This window comes from Streptomyces sp. DS1-CR2, from assembly GCF_055760475.1.
Window position 1 is genome coordinate 8,628,300 of the sequence record NZ_CM147085.1, and the last position, 13,622, is coordinate 8,641,921.

Genomic DNA, 13,622 nt, shown 5'->3' on the forward strand with positions numbered 1-13,622 from the left:
CAACACCTTGGGGTGTCGTGGCCGCATTTCCTTTTGCTTTCGGGGGACTGCTTTCGGGGGAGAGCCGCGCCCGTTCGGAGATCGAAGTGTGACTGCGGCCACTACAATCGGCGAATGGCGAAGTACTTCGACGTACACCCCGACAACCCCCAGCGGCGCACGATCAGTGGTGTGGCCGACAGCATCCGGGCCGACGAACTCGTCGCGTATCCGACCGACTCCTGCTATGCGCTGGGGTGCCGGCTCGGCAGCCGGGACGGCATCAGCCGGATCCGCGCGATCCGTCACCTCGACGACCGTCACCACTTCACGCTCATGTGCCAGAGCTTCGCCCAGCTCGGGCAGTTCGTGCAGATCGACAACGACGTGTTCCGTGCGATCAAGGCGGCGACGCCCGGCAGCTACACCTTCATCCTGCCCGCGACGAAGGAAGTGCCGCGCCAGCTGCTGCACCCGAAGAAGAAGACGGTCGGCGTCCGGATCCCCGACCACGCCGTCGTGCAGGCCCTGCTGGCCGAACTCGGCGAGCCGATCCTGTCCAGCACGCTGCTCCTGCCCGACGAGGAGGAGCCGCTGACGCAGGGCTGGGCGATCAAGGAGCGGCTCGACCACGAGGTCGATGTCGTGCTCGACTCCGGCGACTGCGGCACCGAGCCGACCACCGTCATCGACTTCTCCGGCGGCGAGATGGAGATCGTACGGCGCGGGGCGGGCGACCCTTCGCGGTTCGAGTAGCGCCCACAGGCCCGCTCAGCGCCGCCCGCGGAACGTGCGGCGCAGATCGTCGACCCAGGCGCCGGGGATCTCCCACGGGATGAAGTGCCCGCCCTCGTCATGGGCGTTGACGTTCACGTGGTGGTACCAGTCGGCGCGGTCGCTCGCGAGCCAGTTGTCGACGCGCTGCTGTGCCGTCGTGACGCCGGGCGGGTTCTCGTGGCCGACGAAGGTCAGCCCGGTGGGCGCCTCGACGACGGGCATGCGGCTGTGGGCGGGCGTCCACGGATAGCGGTTGGCGTTCGCGTAGTACCGCGTCGACGTGCCGATCGTGTTGCCGGCCCAGAAGATCGTGGCGTGGGTGAGGAGGTCGTCCTTCGTGAAGACGGTCTCGATGTCGCCGTGGTGGTCGCTCCAGCTGACCCAGCGCTCCAGGATCCAGGCGAGCAGCCCGACGGGCGAGTCGCTCAGGCCGTAGGCGAGCGTGCTGGGGTCGAGGACGTGCACGGCCAGGTGGGAGGCGAAGCGGCGGTCGAGGGTCAGGATCCCGGCCCGGATGTCGTCGGGCAGTCCGTCGGGGACGGGTCGGCCGCCACTGAAGTCCCAGGCGCGGTCGCCGGTGAAGAAGTCCAGTTTCAGGCCAGATCCGATGTGGATGCCCAGGAGTTCGTCCGCGTACTTGTGGCCGAGCTGACCGGTGACCAGGGCGCCGATGTCGCAGCCGCCGGCGGCGTACAGGGTGTGGCCGAGAGTGTCGGTCATGAGGGTGTGCCAGAGGTCGGCGACCTTCCAGAAGTTCATGTCGGGGTGGTCGCGCAGCGGCGCCGAGAAGCCGAAGCCGGGCAGGGACGGGACGATGACGTCGAACGCGTCGGCCGGGTCCCCGCCGAAGGCCGCGGGGTCGGCGAGCGGGTCGACGACCTTGGACCAGTGCCAGAAGGTCCAGGGCCAGCCGTGGGTGAGGATCAGCGGCGTGGGGTTCGGGCCGGCTCCGGGCCTGCGCATGAAGTGCACAGGGACACCGTCCACGCGCACCTGGTAGTGCTCGTAGGCGTTGATCGCGGCTTCGGCCTTGCGCCAGTCGTAGCTGTGCAGCCAGTACTCGGCCAGCTCCTGGAGGTAGGAGCGGTCGACCCCGTAGAACCAGTCGCCGTTCCCCACGTCGTCGGGCCAGCGCGTCATGCCGAGGCGCCGGCGCAGGTCGTCCAGGACGGCGTAGGGCACGTGGACGGGCGTGGGATCCAGGGGGAAGCGCGGTGTTCCGTCAGCCACGGGGGAATCCTTACCTGTTCGGGACGAGAGGTGCCGGGAGCGGCGGAAGAGGCCTGCGGCGCAGCCACGCCGTCAAGAGGTCGCCGACCGGCGCCGCCGCGTACCGGGCGACGTGCGCGGTGAAGGCCTCCGTCGTGACCACGCCGTGCCGGTGCGCCGAGATCCAGTCGCGCACCATGCGGAAGAACGGCTCGTCGCCCAGTGCGCACCGGATCGCGTGGACGGTGAGCCCGCCGCGCTCGTAGACCTGGTCATCGAACAGCGACTTGCGGCCGGGGTCGGCGAGCAGCAGATCCTGCGGGAGCACGGACAGCTCGCGGTGCGCGGCGGCGGCCAGTTCCTGCGTGGACCGGCCGCCCGAGCGCTCCGACCACAGCCACTCCGCGTACTTGGCGAAGCCCTCGTTCAGCCAGATGTCCCGCCAGTCGGCGATGGTGAGGCTGTTGCCGAACCACTGGTGGGCGAGCTCGTGCGCGACGAGCCGCTCCCAGCCCCGCGCGCCGTCCACGTGGTTCGCGCCGAACAGGGAGAGTCCCTGCGCCTCGACCGGGACGTCGAAGTCCTCGTCGGCCACGACGACGGCGTACTCACCGAAGGGATAGGGCCCGAAGAGGTCCTCGAAGAGCCGCATCATCTCGGGCTGCCGGGCGAAGTCGCGCGAGAACTCCGGCAGCAGACGCACGGGCACGTACGCGCTCTGCGGCACACCGCCGAGCCCCGGCTCGCCCAGCAGGACCGTCTGGTACATGCCGATCGAGAGGCCCACGAGATAGCTCGGCGTCGGTGCCTGCTGCTCGTACACCCAGGTCGTCGTCGACGACTTCGTCGTGCGCGTGAGCAGGCGCCCGCCGACGACCACCGTGTACGGCGAGGGGACCGTGAGGGAGATCTGGTACGCGGCCTTGTCGTCGGGCCGGTCGTTGCACGGGAACCAGGACGGCGCCCCCACGGGTTGGCTCGCGACGAGCGCGCCGTCCGACAGCTCCTCCCAGCCGAGCCCGCCCCAGGGGCTGTTGACCGGCTTCGGATTGCCCGACCAGTGCACCTCCACCGTGAACGCGGCCCCGGCCCGCAGCGGCTTGACGGGCCGGATCCGGAGCTTGCCGCCACGGTGCGTGAAGCGCGGCGGCCGGCCGTCGACGAGCACCTTGCCGAGCCGGAAGGCCTCGAGGTTGAGATGGAACTCGGTGAGCGGGGCCCGGCCCGCTATGGCGCTGATGCGGGCGTGACCTGCGAGGCGGTTGGGGCCGGGGCGGTAGTCGAGGGACAGCTCGTAGCGGTGCACCCGGTAGCGGGGGTCGCCGTGCCCGGGGAAGTACGGCTCTGAAGCCGCTGTCTGGCCGCTCACTGAAGTGTCCACTCCCTGCGCCGTACTCAACGTGTCTGTGTCGTGCCCCCCACCTCGTGCCATACGCATCGAAGCCCTGACCGACCTTAAGGTGTGTCCGCCCTTCCAGGGGATGTCCGGACACCCCTAGGACCGCCAGGCCTCGATCGGATTGCCCAGCCAGCGTGTGTCGTCGGGTACGGACTCCGCGGCCATGACCAGGGACGCGGGCCCAAGAGTGGCGCGAGCGCCGACCGTACTGCCCGGCAGGACGATTCCGCCAGGGCCCACCGTCGAACCCGCGCCGAGTGCCACCTTGTCCATCCGCAGGATCCGGTCGTGGAAGAGGTGCGTCTGCAGCACGCAGCCACGATTCACGCTGACCGCGCTGCCGAGGGTCACCAGGTCCGTCTCCGGCAGCCAGTAACTCTCGCACCACACGCCCCGGCCGACGCGCGCGCCCAGGCCGCGCAGCCACAGCGTCATGAGCGGGGTCCCCGGCACCGCTCCGATCAGCCACGGCACGGCGACCACCTCGACGAACGTGTCCGCCAGCTCGTCGCGCCAGACGAAGCCGCTCCACAACGGGTGTTCACCGGCCCGGTGCCGGCCCACGAGAAGCCACTTCGCGGCGACCGCCGCCAACCCGGCCACGACGCCCGCGCCGAGCAGCACCGCCCCGGACAGCGCGGCAGTCGCCCACCAGCCCGCGCCGGTCGCACCGGCGAGCGCGCACAGCACCCCGCCCGTAAGGACGGCGAGCGCCGCCGAGCAGAAGACGGGCACGAGCCGGAACAGTTCCACCGCGCCACGCGCCCACAGCAGCCGCGCCGGCGGGTCGTACGTTCGGGAGTGGTCGCCGCCCTCGGGAGCGCGCGGCAGCTTCATCGGCGGCAGCCCCAGATACGAGGTGCCCTTCTTGGCCTTCTTCGGAGTCGCCGACAGGACACCCACCAGACCGCCGTCCGGGACGCTGCGTCCCGGACCGGTCATGCCGGAGTTGCCGAGGAACGCCCGCCGCCCGATCGCGGCCCGCCCGATCCGCACCCAGCCGCCGCCGAGTTCGTACGGTGCGGTCAGGGTGTCGTCCGCGAGGAACGCGCCGTCGCCGACCGTGGTGAGGCTCGGCAGGGCGAGGACCGTGGAGACCTCCGCGCCTCGGCCGATCTTCATGCCGAGCAGCCGCAGCCACAGAGGGGTGACGAGCCCCGCATACAGCGGGAACAGCGTCTGCCGGGCCGCGTCCATCAGCTGGGTGACCGTCCAGGCCTGCCAGCCGGTGCGGCTGTGCGTCGGATGCAGCCCCGGCCGCAGCCCCAGGCTCAGCAGCCGCACGGCGCCCAACAGCAGCAGCGCGTACGCGCATCCGAAGGCCAGTGCGGCGGGCACCACCGCGAGGAGGGCGCCGCGCAGCGCCTCGCCGAGATCCGCGTCCGCGGGTACGAAGCGGAGGGCCACCGCGAGCGCGGGCACGGCCGCGAGCGCCGGCAGCGCGGAGAGGGCGAGGCCAGACGCGCCGTACATCAGCCGCCACCCGTACGAGCGCTTCGGCCGCTGCTTCGGCCAGTCCCGCTTGGCCTTGCCCAGCTTCACGGCGGGGGAGCCGGCCCAGCGCTGGCCGGTCGGGATCTGGGCGGTCACCGCGGATCCGGGGGCCACCTCGGCCTTCTTGCCGACGCGCGCACCGGGGAAGAGCAGGCTTCGGGTGCCGACGACGGCCCCGCCGCCGACCTTGACGGCACCGATCACCAGACGGTCGCCGTCCAGCCAGTGCCCGGACAGATCCACATCGGCCTCGACGGCGCAGCCGCGGCCCAGCTTGAGCATGCCGGTCACCGGCGGCAGCGAATGCAGGTCCACATCCGCGCCGATCCGGGCGCCCAGGGCGCGCGCGTACCGCAGCAGCCACGAACCGGTCAGCGAGGTCGCGCCGCTGTACTCGGCGAGCCGCTCCGCCGTCCACAGCCGCAGATGGACCTGGCCGCCGCGCGGATACGTGCCGGGCTCGACGCCCCGCAGCAGCAGCCGCGCGCCGCCCGCGGCGAGCGCGAGCCGCCCCGCCGGGCTCAACAGCACCACCGCCCCCGCGGCCACCCACCACCAGGACACCGCCGGAGCCCAGGCATAGGACCCGAACCAGTGCAGGACATTGCCGAGCGCGGCGAGAGCCACACACCAGCGCAGCCCCACCAGCGTGAACAGCGGGAGCAGCAGCAGGAGTTGAACGATCTGGGCGCGCACCGGCACCGGCCCGACATCGCGGTGAGCCTCCGTGCCCTGTGCGGACTCCTCCAGATGACGGGCGAGCTTGCGCAGCGTCGGGTGCTGGTAGATGTCGAGGACGGCGGCGCTGGGGTAGCGGGTGCGCAGCCGGGTGGTCAGCTGGGCGGCGGCCAGGCTGGAGCCGCCGATCGCGAAGAAGTCGTCCTTGGCACCGGTCACGGACACCCCGAGCGTGTGCGCCCACTGTTCCGCGAGCCATGCCTCCGTGCCGTACAGCTGCTCGGCGGGCCCCGTGGAGGTCTCCAGGCCGGGCAGCGGCCAGGGCAGCGCTGCCCGGTCGACCTTCCCGGACGTACGGGTGGGCAGGCTCTCGACGGGGGCGAGGAGCGGCACCAGGGCGGCGGGCAGCGCGGCCCGCAGGCGCTCGACGGCTCCGGCGCGGTCCCAGCCGTCCTGCGTGACGACGTAGCCGACGAGCAACTGGTTGCCGCCGCGCGCCGTGCGCACGGCGGCGGCCGCCCCGGCAACACCGGGCAGCGCCTGCAGAGCCGTGTCGACCTCGCCGAGCTCGATGCGGCGCCCGCCGAGCTTGATCTGCTCGTCGCCGCGCCCGAGGAAGACGAGGCCTTCCGGATCCGCCCTCACGAGGTCGCCGCTGCGGTAGGCGCGCTCCCAGCCGAGGGAGGGCAGCGGCGCGTACTTCTCGGCGTCCTTGGCGGGGTCGAGATAGCGGGCCAGACCCACGCCGCCGATGACGAGCTCGCCGGTGGCGCCGAGCGGGACGGGGGCGCCGGCCTCGTCGACGACGGCCAACTCCCAGCCATCCAGCGGCAGTCCGATCCTGACGGGCTCCTCGCCGGTCATCAGGCACGCGCAGGCGACGACCGTGGCCTCGGTGGGGCCGTATGTGTTCCACACCTCGCGGCCCTCGGTGACCAGGCGCTGCGCCAGCTCGGGCGGGCACGCCTCACCGCCGAAGATCAGAAGGCGTACGTCGTCCAGGACCTGGGGCTCCCACAGCGCGGCGAGCGTGGGCACCGTGGACACGACGCTGATGTCCTGCTCGACGAGCCAGGGACCGAGGTCGGCGCCGCTGCGGACTCGGGAACGCGGCACCGGCACCAGGCAGGCGCCGTTGCGCCAGGCCAGCCACATCTCCTCGCACGACGCGTCGAACGCGACGGACAGGCCGGCCATCACGCGGTCGCCGGGGCCGATCGGCTCGTCGGCGAGGAACAGTGCGGCCTCGGCGTCGACGAAGGCGGCGGCGCTGCGGTGCGAGACGGCGACGCCTTTGGGCTTCCCGGTGGAGCCGGACGTGAAGATGATCCAGGCGTCGTCCTCGGTGCCGGGCAGGCAGTCGGCGGATCCCCGGGGAGTCCTGGCGCCGCCCTCCTCCTTGCCGTCGGGTCCCCACGCCGTCAGGTCGTGGCCGGCGCCGATGACGGCCCGGACCCCGGCTTCGCCGAACACCAACTCGGCGCGCTCGTCCGGGTCTTCGGCGTCCACCGGGACATACGCGGCGCCGACGGCGAGCACCCCGAGAATCGCGATGTAGAGATCATTGGTTCCGGACGGGACGCGGACCCCAACCCGGTCGCCCCTGCGGACCCCGGCCAGCGCGAGCCGCACGCGCAAGCTCTCGACCTCGTCGGCGAGCGCGCGGTACGTGAGCTGCTTCGCGCCGTCATCCAGGGCCACCTCGTCGCGGTGGTCGCGCACGGACGCGCCGAAGATGTTCATGAGGGTGCGGGCAGGGGCGGCGGGCCCCGCGGTGAACAGGGCCGTGCCGCTGTGTGCCGCGACGGTGCTGTCCGCGAAGGACTCCGCGTCGGGGGAGGCGACCGTCAGGTCGAGGGGTTCGATCGGCGGCGTCCCGTGCTTCCCCGCGACGCCCCCTGCGTTGTCGAGTGCCACCGTGCCGGGCAGCGGTCCGTCGAGCGGGGGGCCGTCGCTGCCGTTGTGTGAGGTCGTCATGGGTTCCTTGCGTGTCGCCGCCGGAGCTGGATCAACGGTGATCCCGCATGAAAGCCGTGCTGCCGGTCCGGCCGGGCGCCGAACAACCTGACGAAGTGTAGTAACCCGCTCGATTGTTTACATGCAGGGACTTGCCTGGATCTGTGTGACAGTGCTAACTCCTCCGCGACCGTCGTCAGCCGCCCGTGGGCCGTCGGTGCGCCCGGGGTTGAGTGGATGCGAGTTACCTATTCGGCGCACATGAATTACCTATTCGTGTGTGGTGACTTGATGCGCGACCGAGTGGCCGTCCCGGGCGCCCCACTATGCTCAGATGTTCGGCCCGGGCGAGTTGTGCCCGGGTCGACATGCTGAGTTGTACGGGGATCACGGAGGAAACGTGCGCGGAACGGCAACCGGTATTGCTCTGGTCGCGGCGACCGCCGCTCTGCTGGCCGGGTGCGGCAGTGGCGGGGGAGACAGCAAGGAGGCCGGGGCGAAGCAGGACACGTCGAAGGCCCCCTCGCACGCGGCCTCGAAGCCGGCCGAGGGACAGGAGGCGACCCGCGAAGTGACCTTCGAGGTGCGGGGCCAGGGCAGTACGCAGGTCCTCTGGACGGCCGGTGAGAGCAAGACGGAGCAGGTGAACCTGCCCTGGACCAGGACGACCCAACTGACCATCAAGGGAGCTGAATCGAAGGTCGGCAGCCTGGTGTCGGTCGTCCCCGGCTCGGTGACCGGCTCGGACGGTCAGCTCGAGCCGGCATCCTGCGTCATCAAGGTCGACGGCAAGCAGGTCGCGGACAACAAGGACGGCAAGTCGATCGCGGGGTGCAAGTACCTCGTGAAGTGACCGCCGCCAGCTGACCGACGGAGCGCTACGCCACGGCTTTCGACGTTCCCTTGAGCTCGATCTCGACGAACGCCAGCCACGTGCCACCCGTGTTGACGACGTCGTGCTCGCCGCCCGCCGGGCGCGTGTAGGACTCGCCAGCGCGCAGCTGCGACTCGGTCACCGTGCCGTCGGGGGCGAACGCGCTGATCCGGCCGTCCACCACGGGCACGACCACGTAGTCGTGCTCGTGGACGTGGCGGCCGGTACGCGTGTCGGGCTCGAAGTCCCAGCGGGTCACCCGCACCTGCTCGTCCTCGTGCTGCACGCTCGGCTTCGCGGTCGTCGTCATCGAACCTCTCCCTGCTCTCGCTCACGGGGCGTCGGCGTCGGCGTCAACGCCCACGTCAGAGGCCTGACCGGCATCCGACGTCAGTGGAACACAGGCACGGGAGCGCGCAAACCTTATGGAGCTGCCCGGCGCCGACGGTCATGAGATCCCGGCCGCCACCGTCTCTCGGGTCGCGGCCTGGGCCCTCGGCAGCGACGCGGACACGACGACGCACTCGGCGGACGTGACGTTCACGGCCCCGGGGCGGGCCTGATCCGGAACGCTTATCCAGGGAACCTGTCAGCCCAGCAACTCGGTCCAGTTCGAAGGGACTCGGTCTGCCGGGCCGGGGGCCGACTGGGTTTCGGGATGGCTGGCGGGGGGAGCGAGGTCCGGGCCCGTCTCGATGAGTGAGGACGTGTTGTAGTCCCAGAACCAGCTCTCGCCCGGCTCGAAGCTCTGGATCACCGGGTGGCCGCTGGACTTGGCGTGTTCCGTCGCGTGCTTGCCCTGTGAGTCGTCGCAGCAGCCGATGTGGCCGCACTGGGCGCAGCGCCGCAGATGGAACCACCAGCCGCCGAGCGCGTCGCACTCGGCGCAGCCGGTGCCGCTCGGCGCGACCGAGGGGTCGATTCCGTTCGGGGTACTCATGAAGGCTCCTGAGGGGGGTCGGGTACGGGGTCGGGTACGGGTTCCGGGTCGGAGTTCGTGGACGTGAGGGGGAGATGTACCTGGAAGCGGGTGTCTCCGGGCTCCGAGTGCACTTCGAGCTGGCCGTGGTGCTTGTTGACGACGATGCGCCACGAGATGTCGAGGCCGAGCCCGGTCCCCTCGCCCACGGGCTTGGTGGTGAAGAACGGGTCGAAGATGCGGCCACGGATGTCGGCGGGGATTCCCGGCCCGGTATCGCGGAACTCCACGAGCAGAAGGTCACGATCGAGCGCGGTGCGCACGGTCAACGTGCCCTCGCCGCCCGCGTCGTTCATCGCCGATACCGCGTTGTCGATCAGGTTCGTCCACACCTGGTTGAGCTCGCCGGGGTAGGCGGGGACCTCGGGCAGTGTGCGGTCGTAGTCCTTGACGACCTTGATGCCGTTGCCGAACTTCCCGGAGAGCATCATCAGCGTGCTGTCGAGCAGCTCGTGCACGTCGGCGAACCGGGAAGGGGCCCGGTCCAGTTGGGAGTACTGCTTGGCCGCGTCGACGAGGTGGGAGATCCGCGCGGTGGAGTCCTCGATCTCGTTCATGAGGAGCTCGGTCTCGACCGTGTAGTTCAGCCACCGCACGGCGCCTTCGAGGGTCTCTTCGCCGACGGCCGACGCGACCTGGTCGAGCCAGTCGATGTCGAGGCCCGCCTGGACGAAGTTGGGCGCCAGCTGCCAGCCGGCGGTGATCCCGTGGTCGTCCAGCCAGTCCGTGAGGGCGTCCTCGCGGTCGGATGTTTCAAGGGGGGTCAGTGCGGGAGCCTTGGACACCTGCTCGGCCGTCCGCTCCTGGATCTCGATGAGCGTCTCCAGCGTGGCCCGCCGGTACGGGCCCGCGGCGATCGCACCCAGCTTGTGCCGCATGCCCGCGACCCGCTCCCGCAGCGACGACGTGGCCCGCGCGGCCGCAGCGGCCGGATTGTTGAGTTCGTGGGTGAGCCCGGCCGACAGTGAGCCGAGCGCAAGGAGCCGCTCCCGCTGCCCGATCCTCTGCTGGGTGCTCCGGGCACCGAAGAAGAGCCCCTCCAGCAGGTGGACGGCCATGGGGAACCATTCCCGCATGACGGCCGCGAAGGTGTCGGCCGGCAGGATGAAGAACCGCGAAGGCTCCGTGACCCGCATCGAGCTGTTGTACGTCTGCGGGGCGCGATCGCCGAGATAGGACTGGAAGGCGCCCGAGTACACACCGCGGCTGGAACTCCGGTTCACCTCGACGTCGTCGGCGCCGACGCGGCGCGACAGCACGAGCTCGCCCTCAAGGAGTACGTAGAAGCAGGTCGCCGGATCGCCCTCCGCGTATACGGGCCCGGGATCGAAGGCCTCCACGTGGCCCTCGCGGCACAGCCGGTCGAGCTGGTCCGCGTCGAGCTTCTCGAACAGGAACAGCGAGCCCAGTTCCTCGCGGCTGCACGGAACCCGCCGCCCGTTCACGACTGCTCCAGATACCGGTGTACGAGCATGACGGCCATGGCTCCCTCTCCGACGGCGGACGCGACGCGCTTGGCGGACTCGGAGCGTGCGTCCCCGGCCACGAACACGCCGGGGATATTGGTCTCCAGGTGGTACGGCGGGCGGTCGAGATCCCAGTCCGCGGGCGGCCGTCCGTCCGGGGTCAGGTCGGGACCGGCCATGATGAACCCCCGCTGGTCCCGCAGCACCGTCCCCTCCAGCCAGCCGGTCAGCGGCGCCGCCCCGATGAACACGAACAGCCATTGCGCGTCGACGAGTTCGGTGTGCCCGGTCGCCACGTCGCGCAGGGTCAGCTGTTCCAGATGACCGGAGCCGTGGGCGGCCTCGAGGACGGTGCCGGTGCGTACGGAGATGTTGGGCGCGTCCTCGATCTGCTGGACGAGATAGTGCGACATCGAGGCGGACAGCGACTGGCCCCGCACGAGGAGGGTGACGGCCTTGGCGCCCCTGGCCAGGAACATGGCGGCCTGTCCCGCCGAGTTCGCGCCGCCGACGATGTACACGTCGTGCCCCTGGCAGGCACTCGCCTCCGTCAGCGCGGAACCGTAGAAGACCCCGCACCCCGTGAGTCCCGCGAGGCCCGGGGCGTCCAGCTGCCGGTACGACACACCGGTCGCGAGGATCACGCTGTGCGCGGAGACGGAGGAGCCGTCCGAGAACAGCACGGTGCGCGCGGCGCCGTTCACCTCCAGGCCCGTCACCTCGCGGGCGGTGAGGATCTCGGCGCCGAACCTCGCGGCCTGGCGCCGGGCCCGTTCGGTGAGCTGCGACCCGGACACGCCGTCCGGGAAGCCGAGGTAGTTCTCGATCCGTGAGCTCTGGCCCGCCTGTCCGCCGGTCGCCGAGCGCTCCACGAGCACCGTCCGCAGCCCCTCGGACGCGCCGTAGACGGCCGCACCGAGCCCCGCGGGGCCGCCGCCGACGACGACCAGGTCGTAGAAGTCGGCCGTCGGCGTCGTCGCCAGGCCCACCCGCGCGGCCAGCTCCGCGTCCTCGGGTTCGACGAGCGCGGTGCCGTCCGGGGTGATCACGATCGGGAGCCGCGAGCCGTCCTCGCCGGCGGCGGCCAGCAGACACCGGGCTTCCGGATCCTCGGACGAGTACCACCGGTACGGCACCTGGTTACGGGCGAGGAACTCCCGTACGTCCGACGACCGCGCCGACCACCGGTGCCCGACGACCTTCGTCGTGGGCACAGGCTTGCGGTCGGTGGCCCGCCAGGTCTCCAGCAGGTCCTCCACGACGGGATAGAGCTTCTCCTCCGGCGGGTCCCAGGGCTTGAGGAGGTAGTGGTCGAGGTCGACGACGTTGATCGCGTCGATGGCGGCGCTCGTGTCGGCGTACGCGGTCAGCAGGACCCGGCGCGCGCCGGGATAGATGTCGATGGCCTGCTCGAGGAACTCGATGCCGTTCATCTCGGGCATCCGGTAGTCGGCCAGGATCACCGCCACGAGGTCGCCGCGCAGCTTGAGCTCGCGCAGCGCGTCCAGGGCCGATGCGCCGGACTCGGCGCGGACGATTCGGTACGACTCGCCGTAGCGGCGCCGCAGGTCCCGGGCGACGGCGCGGGAGACCCCCGGGTCGTCGTCCACAGTCAGAATGACAGTGCGCGCTGGGCCTGCGGCCTGTGCCATTGCGTCTTCCACCCCGAACTCATCGGCGTCTCGCCCCGGCGCCGGCCCCCGCGAGCGTGCGCGGGGGAGCGGCCGGAGAACCCCATCGTAGGTTCGATCGCCCGGGTCTGCGCTGGAACGCCCGCGGGGGTGCACGCTCAGGACACGAGGCGTGCGCTCTGCGTCAGGTCGCCGGGGTCCGTGTTCGCGCCGCACAGGATCACGGCGACCTGCTCGCCGGGTGCGGGCGTGTAGACCCCGGAGGTCACCGCCGCGAGCGCCGCGGCCGCCGCGTGCTCCACCGCGAGCCGCCGGTCGTCCCACAGGGCCTGACGTGCGGACACGATCGCCTCATCGGTGACGAGAACGGACCGTACGTGGTCCTGGCCCGCCCATTCGAGCGCCATCTCGGAGGTGCGGCGCGCGCCGAGGGAGTCCGCCGCGACCGAGTCGACCGGGACGTCGACCACTGCGCCCGCCCGCAGCGCGGAGTGCAGGGCGCAGCAGCGCTCCGGCTCCACGGCCACGACCCGCACGCCGTGCTCCCGCGCCGACGCGGCGATCCCCGTGAACAGCCCGCCGCCGCCCACCGACACCAGGACGGTGTCGACGCCGGGCCGCGCCTGAACGATCTCCTCCATGACCGTGCCGGCACCGGCCGCGATCAGCGGGTGGTCGTACGCGTGCGACTCCAGGGCGCCGCTCTCGGCCGCGTACTTCTGCGAGGCCGCAAGCGCCTCCGCGTACTCCGAGCCGACCTGCCGGACCGAGGCGCCCAGGCGCCTGAGCCTGTCGACCTTCACGGCGGGCGCCGTCTCGGGGACGAATACGGTGGCCTGGACCGAGTGGCGGGCCGCGGCCCAGGCGCAGGCGAGCCCGGCGTTGCCCCCGGAAGCGATGACGACGCCCGCGTCCGGCATCAGGCCCGCCTCTATGTGGCTGCTCACGAAATTGACGGCGCCGCGCGCCTTGAAAGACCCGGTGTGCTGCAGGAACTCCAGCGCCAGCCACCCTTCGGCCTCGCCGAACGCACCGTCGAACGCACCGTCGAACGCCCCGTCGCCCACGGGAGCCGGCACGAGCGGGCGAGTGTGCCCCGCGATGCGGTCGGCCGCGGCCCGTACGTCGTGGAAGGCAATGGTCACGAGCTTCTCCTCGGATGTGCGCGTGGTGACTGGTG

11 protein-coding genes are annotated in these 13,622 nt (G+C 71.4%); 3 read left to right on the plus strand and 8 right to left on the minus strand.

Annotation, left to right across the window (positions count from 1 at the left end):
* Nucleotides 1-114: 114 nt before the first annotated feature.
* Nucleotides 115-735, plus strand: coding sequence for an L-threonylcarbamoyladenylate synthase (locus ACY0PA_RS40345; protein WP_473082301.1), 621 nt, complete (start codon nt 115-117; stop codon nt 733-735).
* Between the two features lie 15 nt (nt 736-750).
* Here ACY0PA_RS40345 and ACY0PA_RS40350 read toward each other — a convergent pair whose 3' ends face one another.
* From ACY0PA_RS40350 to ACY0PA_RS40360, 3 genes are all read right to left on the minus strand, one after another.
* Entirely contained in the window at nt 751-1,986 is a 1,236-nt protein-coding gene (locus tag ACY0PA_RS40350) for an epoxide hydrolase family protein (RefSeq protein ID WP_473082302.1), read from the minus strand.
* A 10-nt stretch (nt 1,987-1,996) separates the two neighbouring features.
* Nucleotides 1,997-3,397 carry a M1 family metallopeptidase gene (locus ACY0PA_RS40355; RefSeq protein WP_473082303.1) on the minus strand — a complete coding sequence of 467 codons (1,401 nt, stop codon included), beginning with the start codon at nt 3,395-3,397 and terminating at the stop codon, nt 1,997-1,999.
* 63 nt (nt 3,398-3,460) lie between these two features.
* A complete protein-coding gene (locus ACY0PA_RS40360) occupies nt 3,461-7,513 on the minus strand; it encodes a Pls/PosA family non-ribosomal peptide synthetase (protein WP_473082304.1) in 4,053 nt (1,350 codons plus the stop codon).
* Nucleotides 7,514-7,892: 379 nt separating this feature from the next.
* On the opposite strand from ACY0PA_RS40360, the gene ACY0PA_RS40365 reads away from it, so the two are divergent.
* Complete coding sequence (locus tag ACY0PA_RS40365) at nt 7,893-8,345, plus strand: hypothetical protein (RefSeq protein WP_473082305.1); 453 nt, start codon at nt 7,893-7,895, stop codon at nt 8,343-8,345.
* A 25-nt stretch (nt 8,346-8,370) separates the two neighbouring features.
* On the opposite strand, the gene ACY0PA_RS40370 is transcribed toward ACY0PA_RS40365, so the two are convergent.
* Nucleotides 8,371-8,676 (minus strand): cupin domain-containing protein, encoded by a 306-nt coding sequence (locus tag ACY0PA_RS40370; RefSeq protein ID WP_473082306.1) that lies wholly within the window; start codon nt 8,674-8,676, stop codon nt 8,371-8,373.
* 115 nt (nt 8,677-8,791) lie between these two features.
* Here ACY0PA_RS40370 and ACY0PA_RS40375 point away from each other — a divergent pair, with 115 nt between their 5' ends.
* Nucleotides 8,792-8,929 carry a hypothetical protein gene (locus ACY0PA_RS40375; protein WP_473082307.1) on the plus strand — a complete coding sequence of 46 codons (138 nt, stop codon included), beginning with the start codon at nt 8,792-8,794 and terminating at the stop codon, nt 8,927-8,929.
* A gap of 26 nt (nt 8,930-8,955) precedes the next feature.
* Here the strand turns inward: ACY0PA_RS40375 and ACY0PA_RS40380 are convergent, their stop codons facing one another.
* The 4 genes from ACY0PA_RS40380 to ACY0PA_RS40395 all read right to left on the minus strand — a co-directional run bounded on the left by ACY0PA_RS40380 (nt 8,956) and on the right by ACY0PA_RS40395 (nt 13,587).
* A complete protein-coding gene (locus ACY0PA_RS40380) occupies nt 8,956-9,306 on the minus strand; it encodes a UBP-type zinc finger domain-containing protein (RefSeq protein ID WP_473082308.1) in 351 nt (116 codons plus the stop codon).
* Nucleotides 9,303-10,790 carry an ATP-binding protein gene (locus tag ACY0PA_RS40385; protein WP_473082309.1) on the minus strand — a complete coding sequence of 496 codons (1,488 nt, stop codon included), beginning with the start codon at nt 10,788-10,790 and terminating at the stop codon, nt 9,303-9,305. The genes ACY0PA_RS40380 and ACY0PA_RS40385 overlap by 4 nt, the downstream gene beginning before the upstream one ends.
* Entirely contained in the window at nt 10,787-12,463 is a 1,677-nt protein-coding gene (locus ACY0PA_RS40390; RefSeq protein WP_473082310.1) for an NAD(P)/FAD-dependent oxidoreductase, read from the minus strand. The genes ACY0PA_RS40385 and ACY0PA_RS40390 overlap by 4 nt, the downstream gene beginning before the upstream one ends.
* Before the next feature lie 137 nt (nt 12,464-12,600).
* Nucleotides 12,601-13,587 carry a threonine/serine dehydratase gene (locus tag ACY0PA_RS40395; protein ID WP_473082311.1) on the minus strand — a complete coding sequence of 329 codons (987 nt, stop codon included), beginning with the start codon at nt 13,585-13,587 and terminating at the stop codon, nt 12,601-12,603.
* Between the last annotated feature and the right edge of the window lie 35 nt (nt 13,588-13,622).

What these genes read in the sequence shown, in the direction of transcription:
- ACY0PA_RS40375 (WP_473082307.1), top strand. Translation starts at nt 8,792, where the DNA reads ATGGAGCTGCCCGGCGCCGACGGTCATGAGATCCCGGCCGCCACCGTC.
- ACY0PA_RS40345 (WP_473082301.1), top strand. Translation starts at nt 115, where the DNA reads ATGGCGAAGTACTTCGACGTACACCCCGACAACCCCCAGCGGCGCACG.
- ACY0PA_RS40360 (WP_473082304.1), bottom strand. Translation starts at nt 7,513, where the DNA reads ATGACGACCTCACACAACGGCAGCGACGGCCCCCCGCTCGACGGACCG.
- ACY0PA_RS40390 (WP_473082310.1), bottom strand. Translation starts at nt 12,463, where the DNA reads ATGGCACAGGCCGCAGGCCCAGCGCGCACTGTCATTCTGACTGTGGAC.
- ACY0PA_RS40370 (WP_473082306.1), bottom strand. Translation starts at nt 8,676, where the DNA reads ATGACGACGACCGCGAAGCCGAGCGTGCAGCACGAGGACGAGCAGGTG.
- ACY0PA_RS40380 (WP_473082308.1), bottom strand. Translation starts at nt 9,306, where the DNA reads ATGAGTACCCCGAACGGAATCGACCCCTCGGTCGCGCCGAGCGGCACC.
- ACY0PA_RS40355 (WP_473082303.1), bottom strand. Translation starts at nt 3,397, where the DNA reads ATGGCACGAGGTGGGGGGCACGACACAGACACGTTGAGTACGGCGCAG.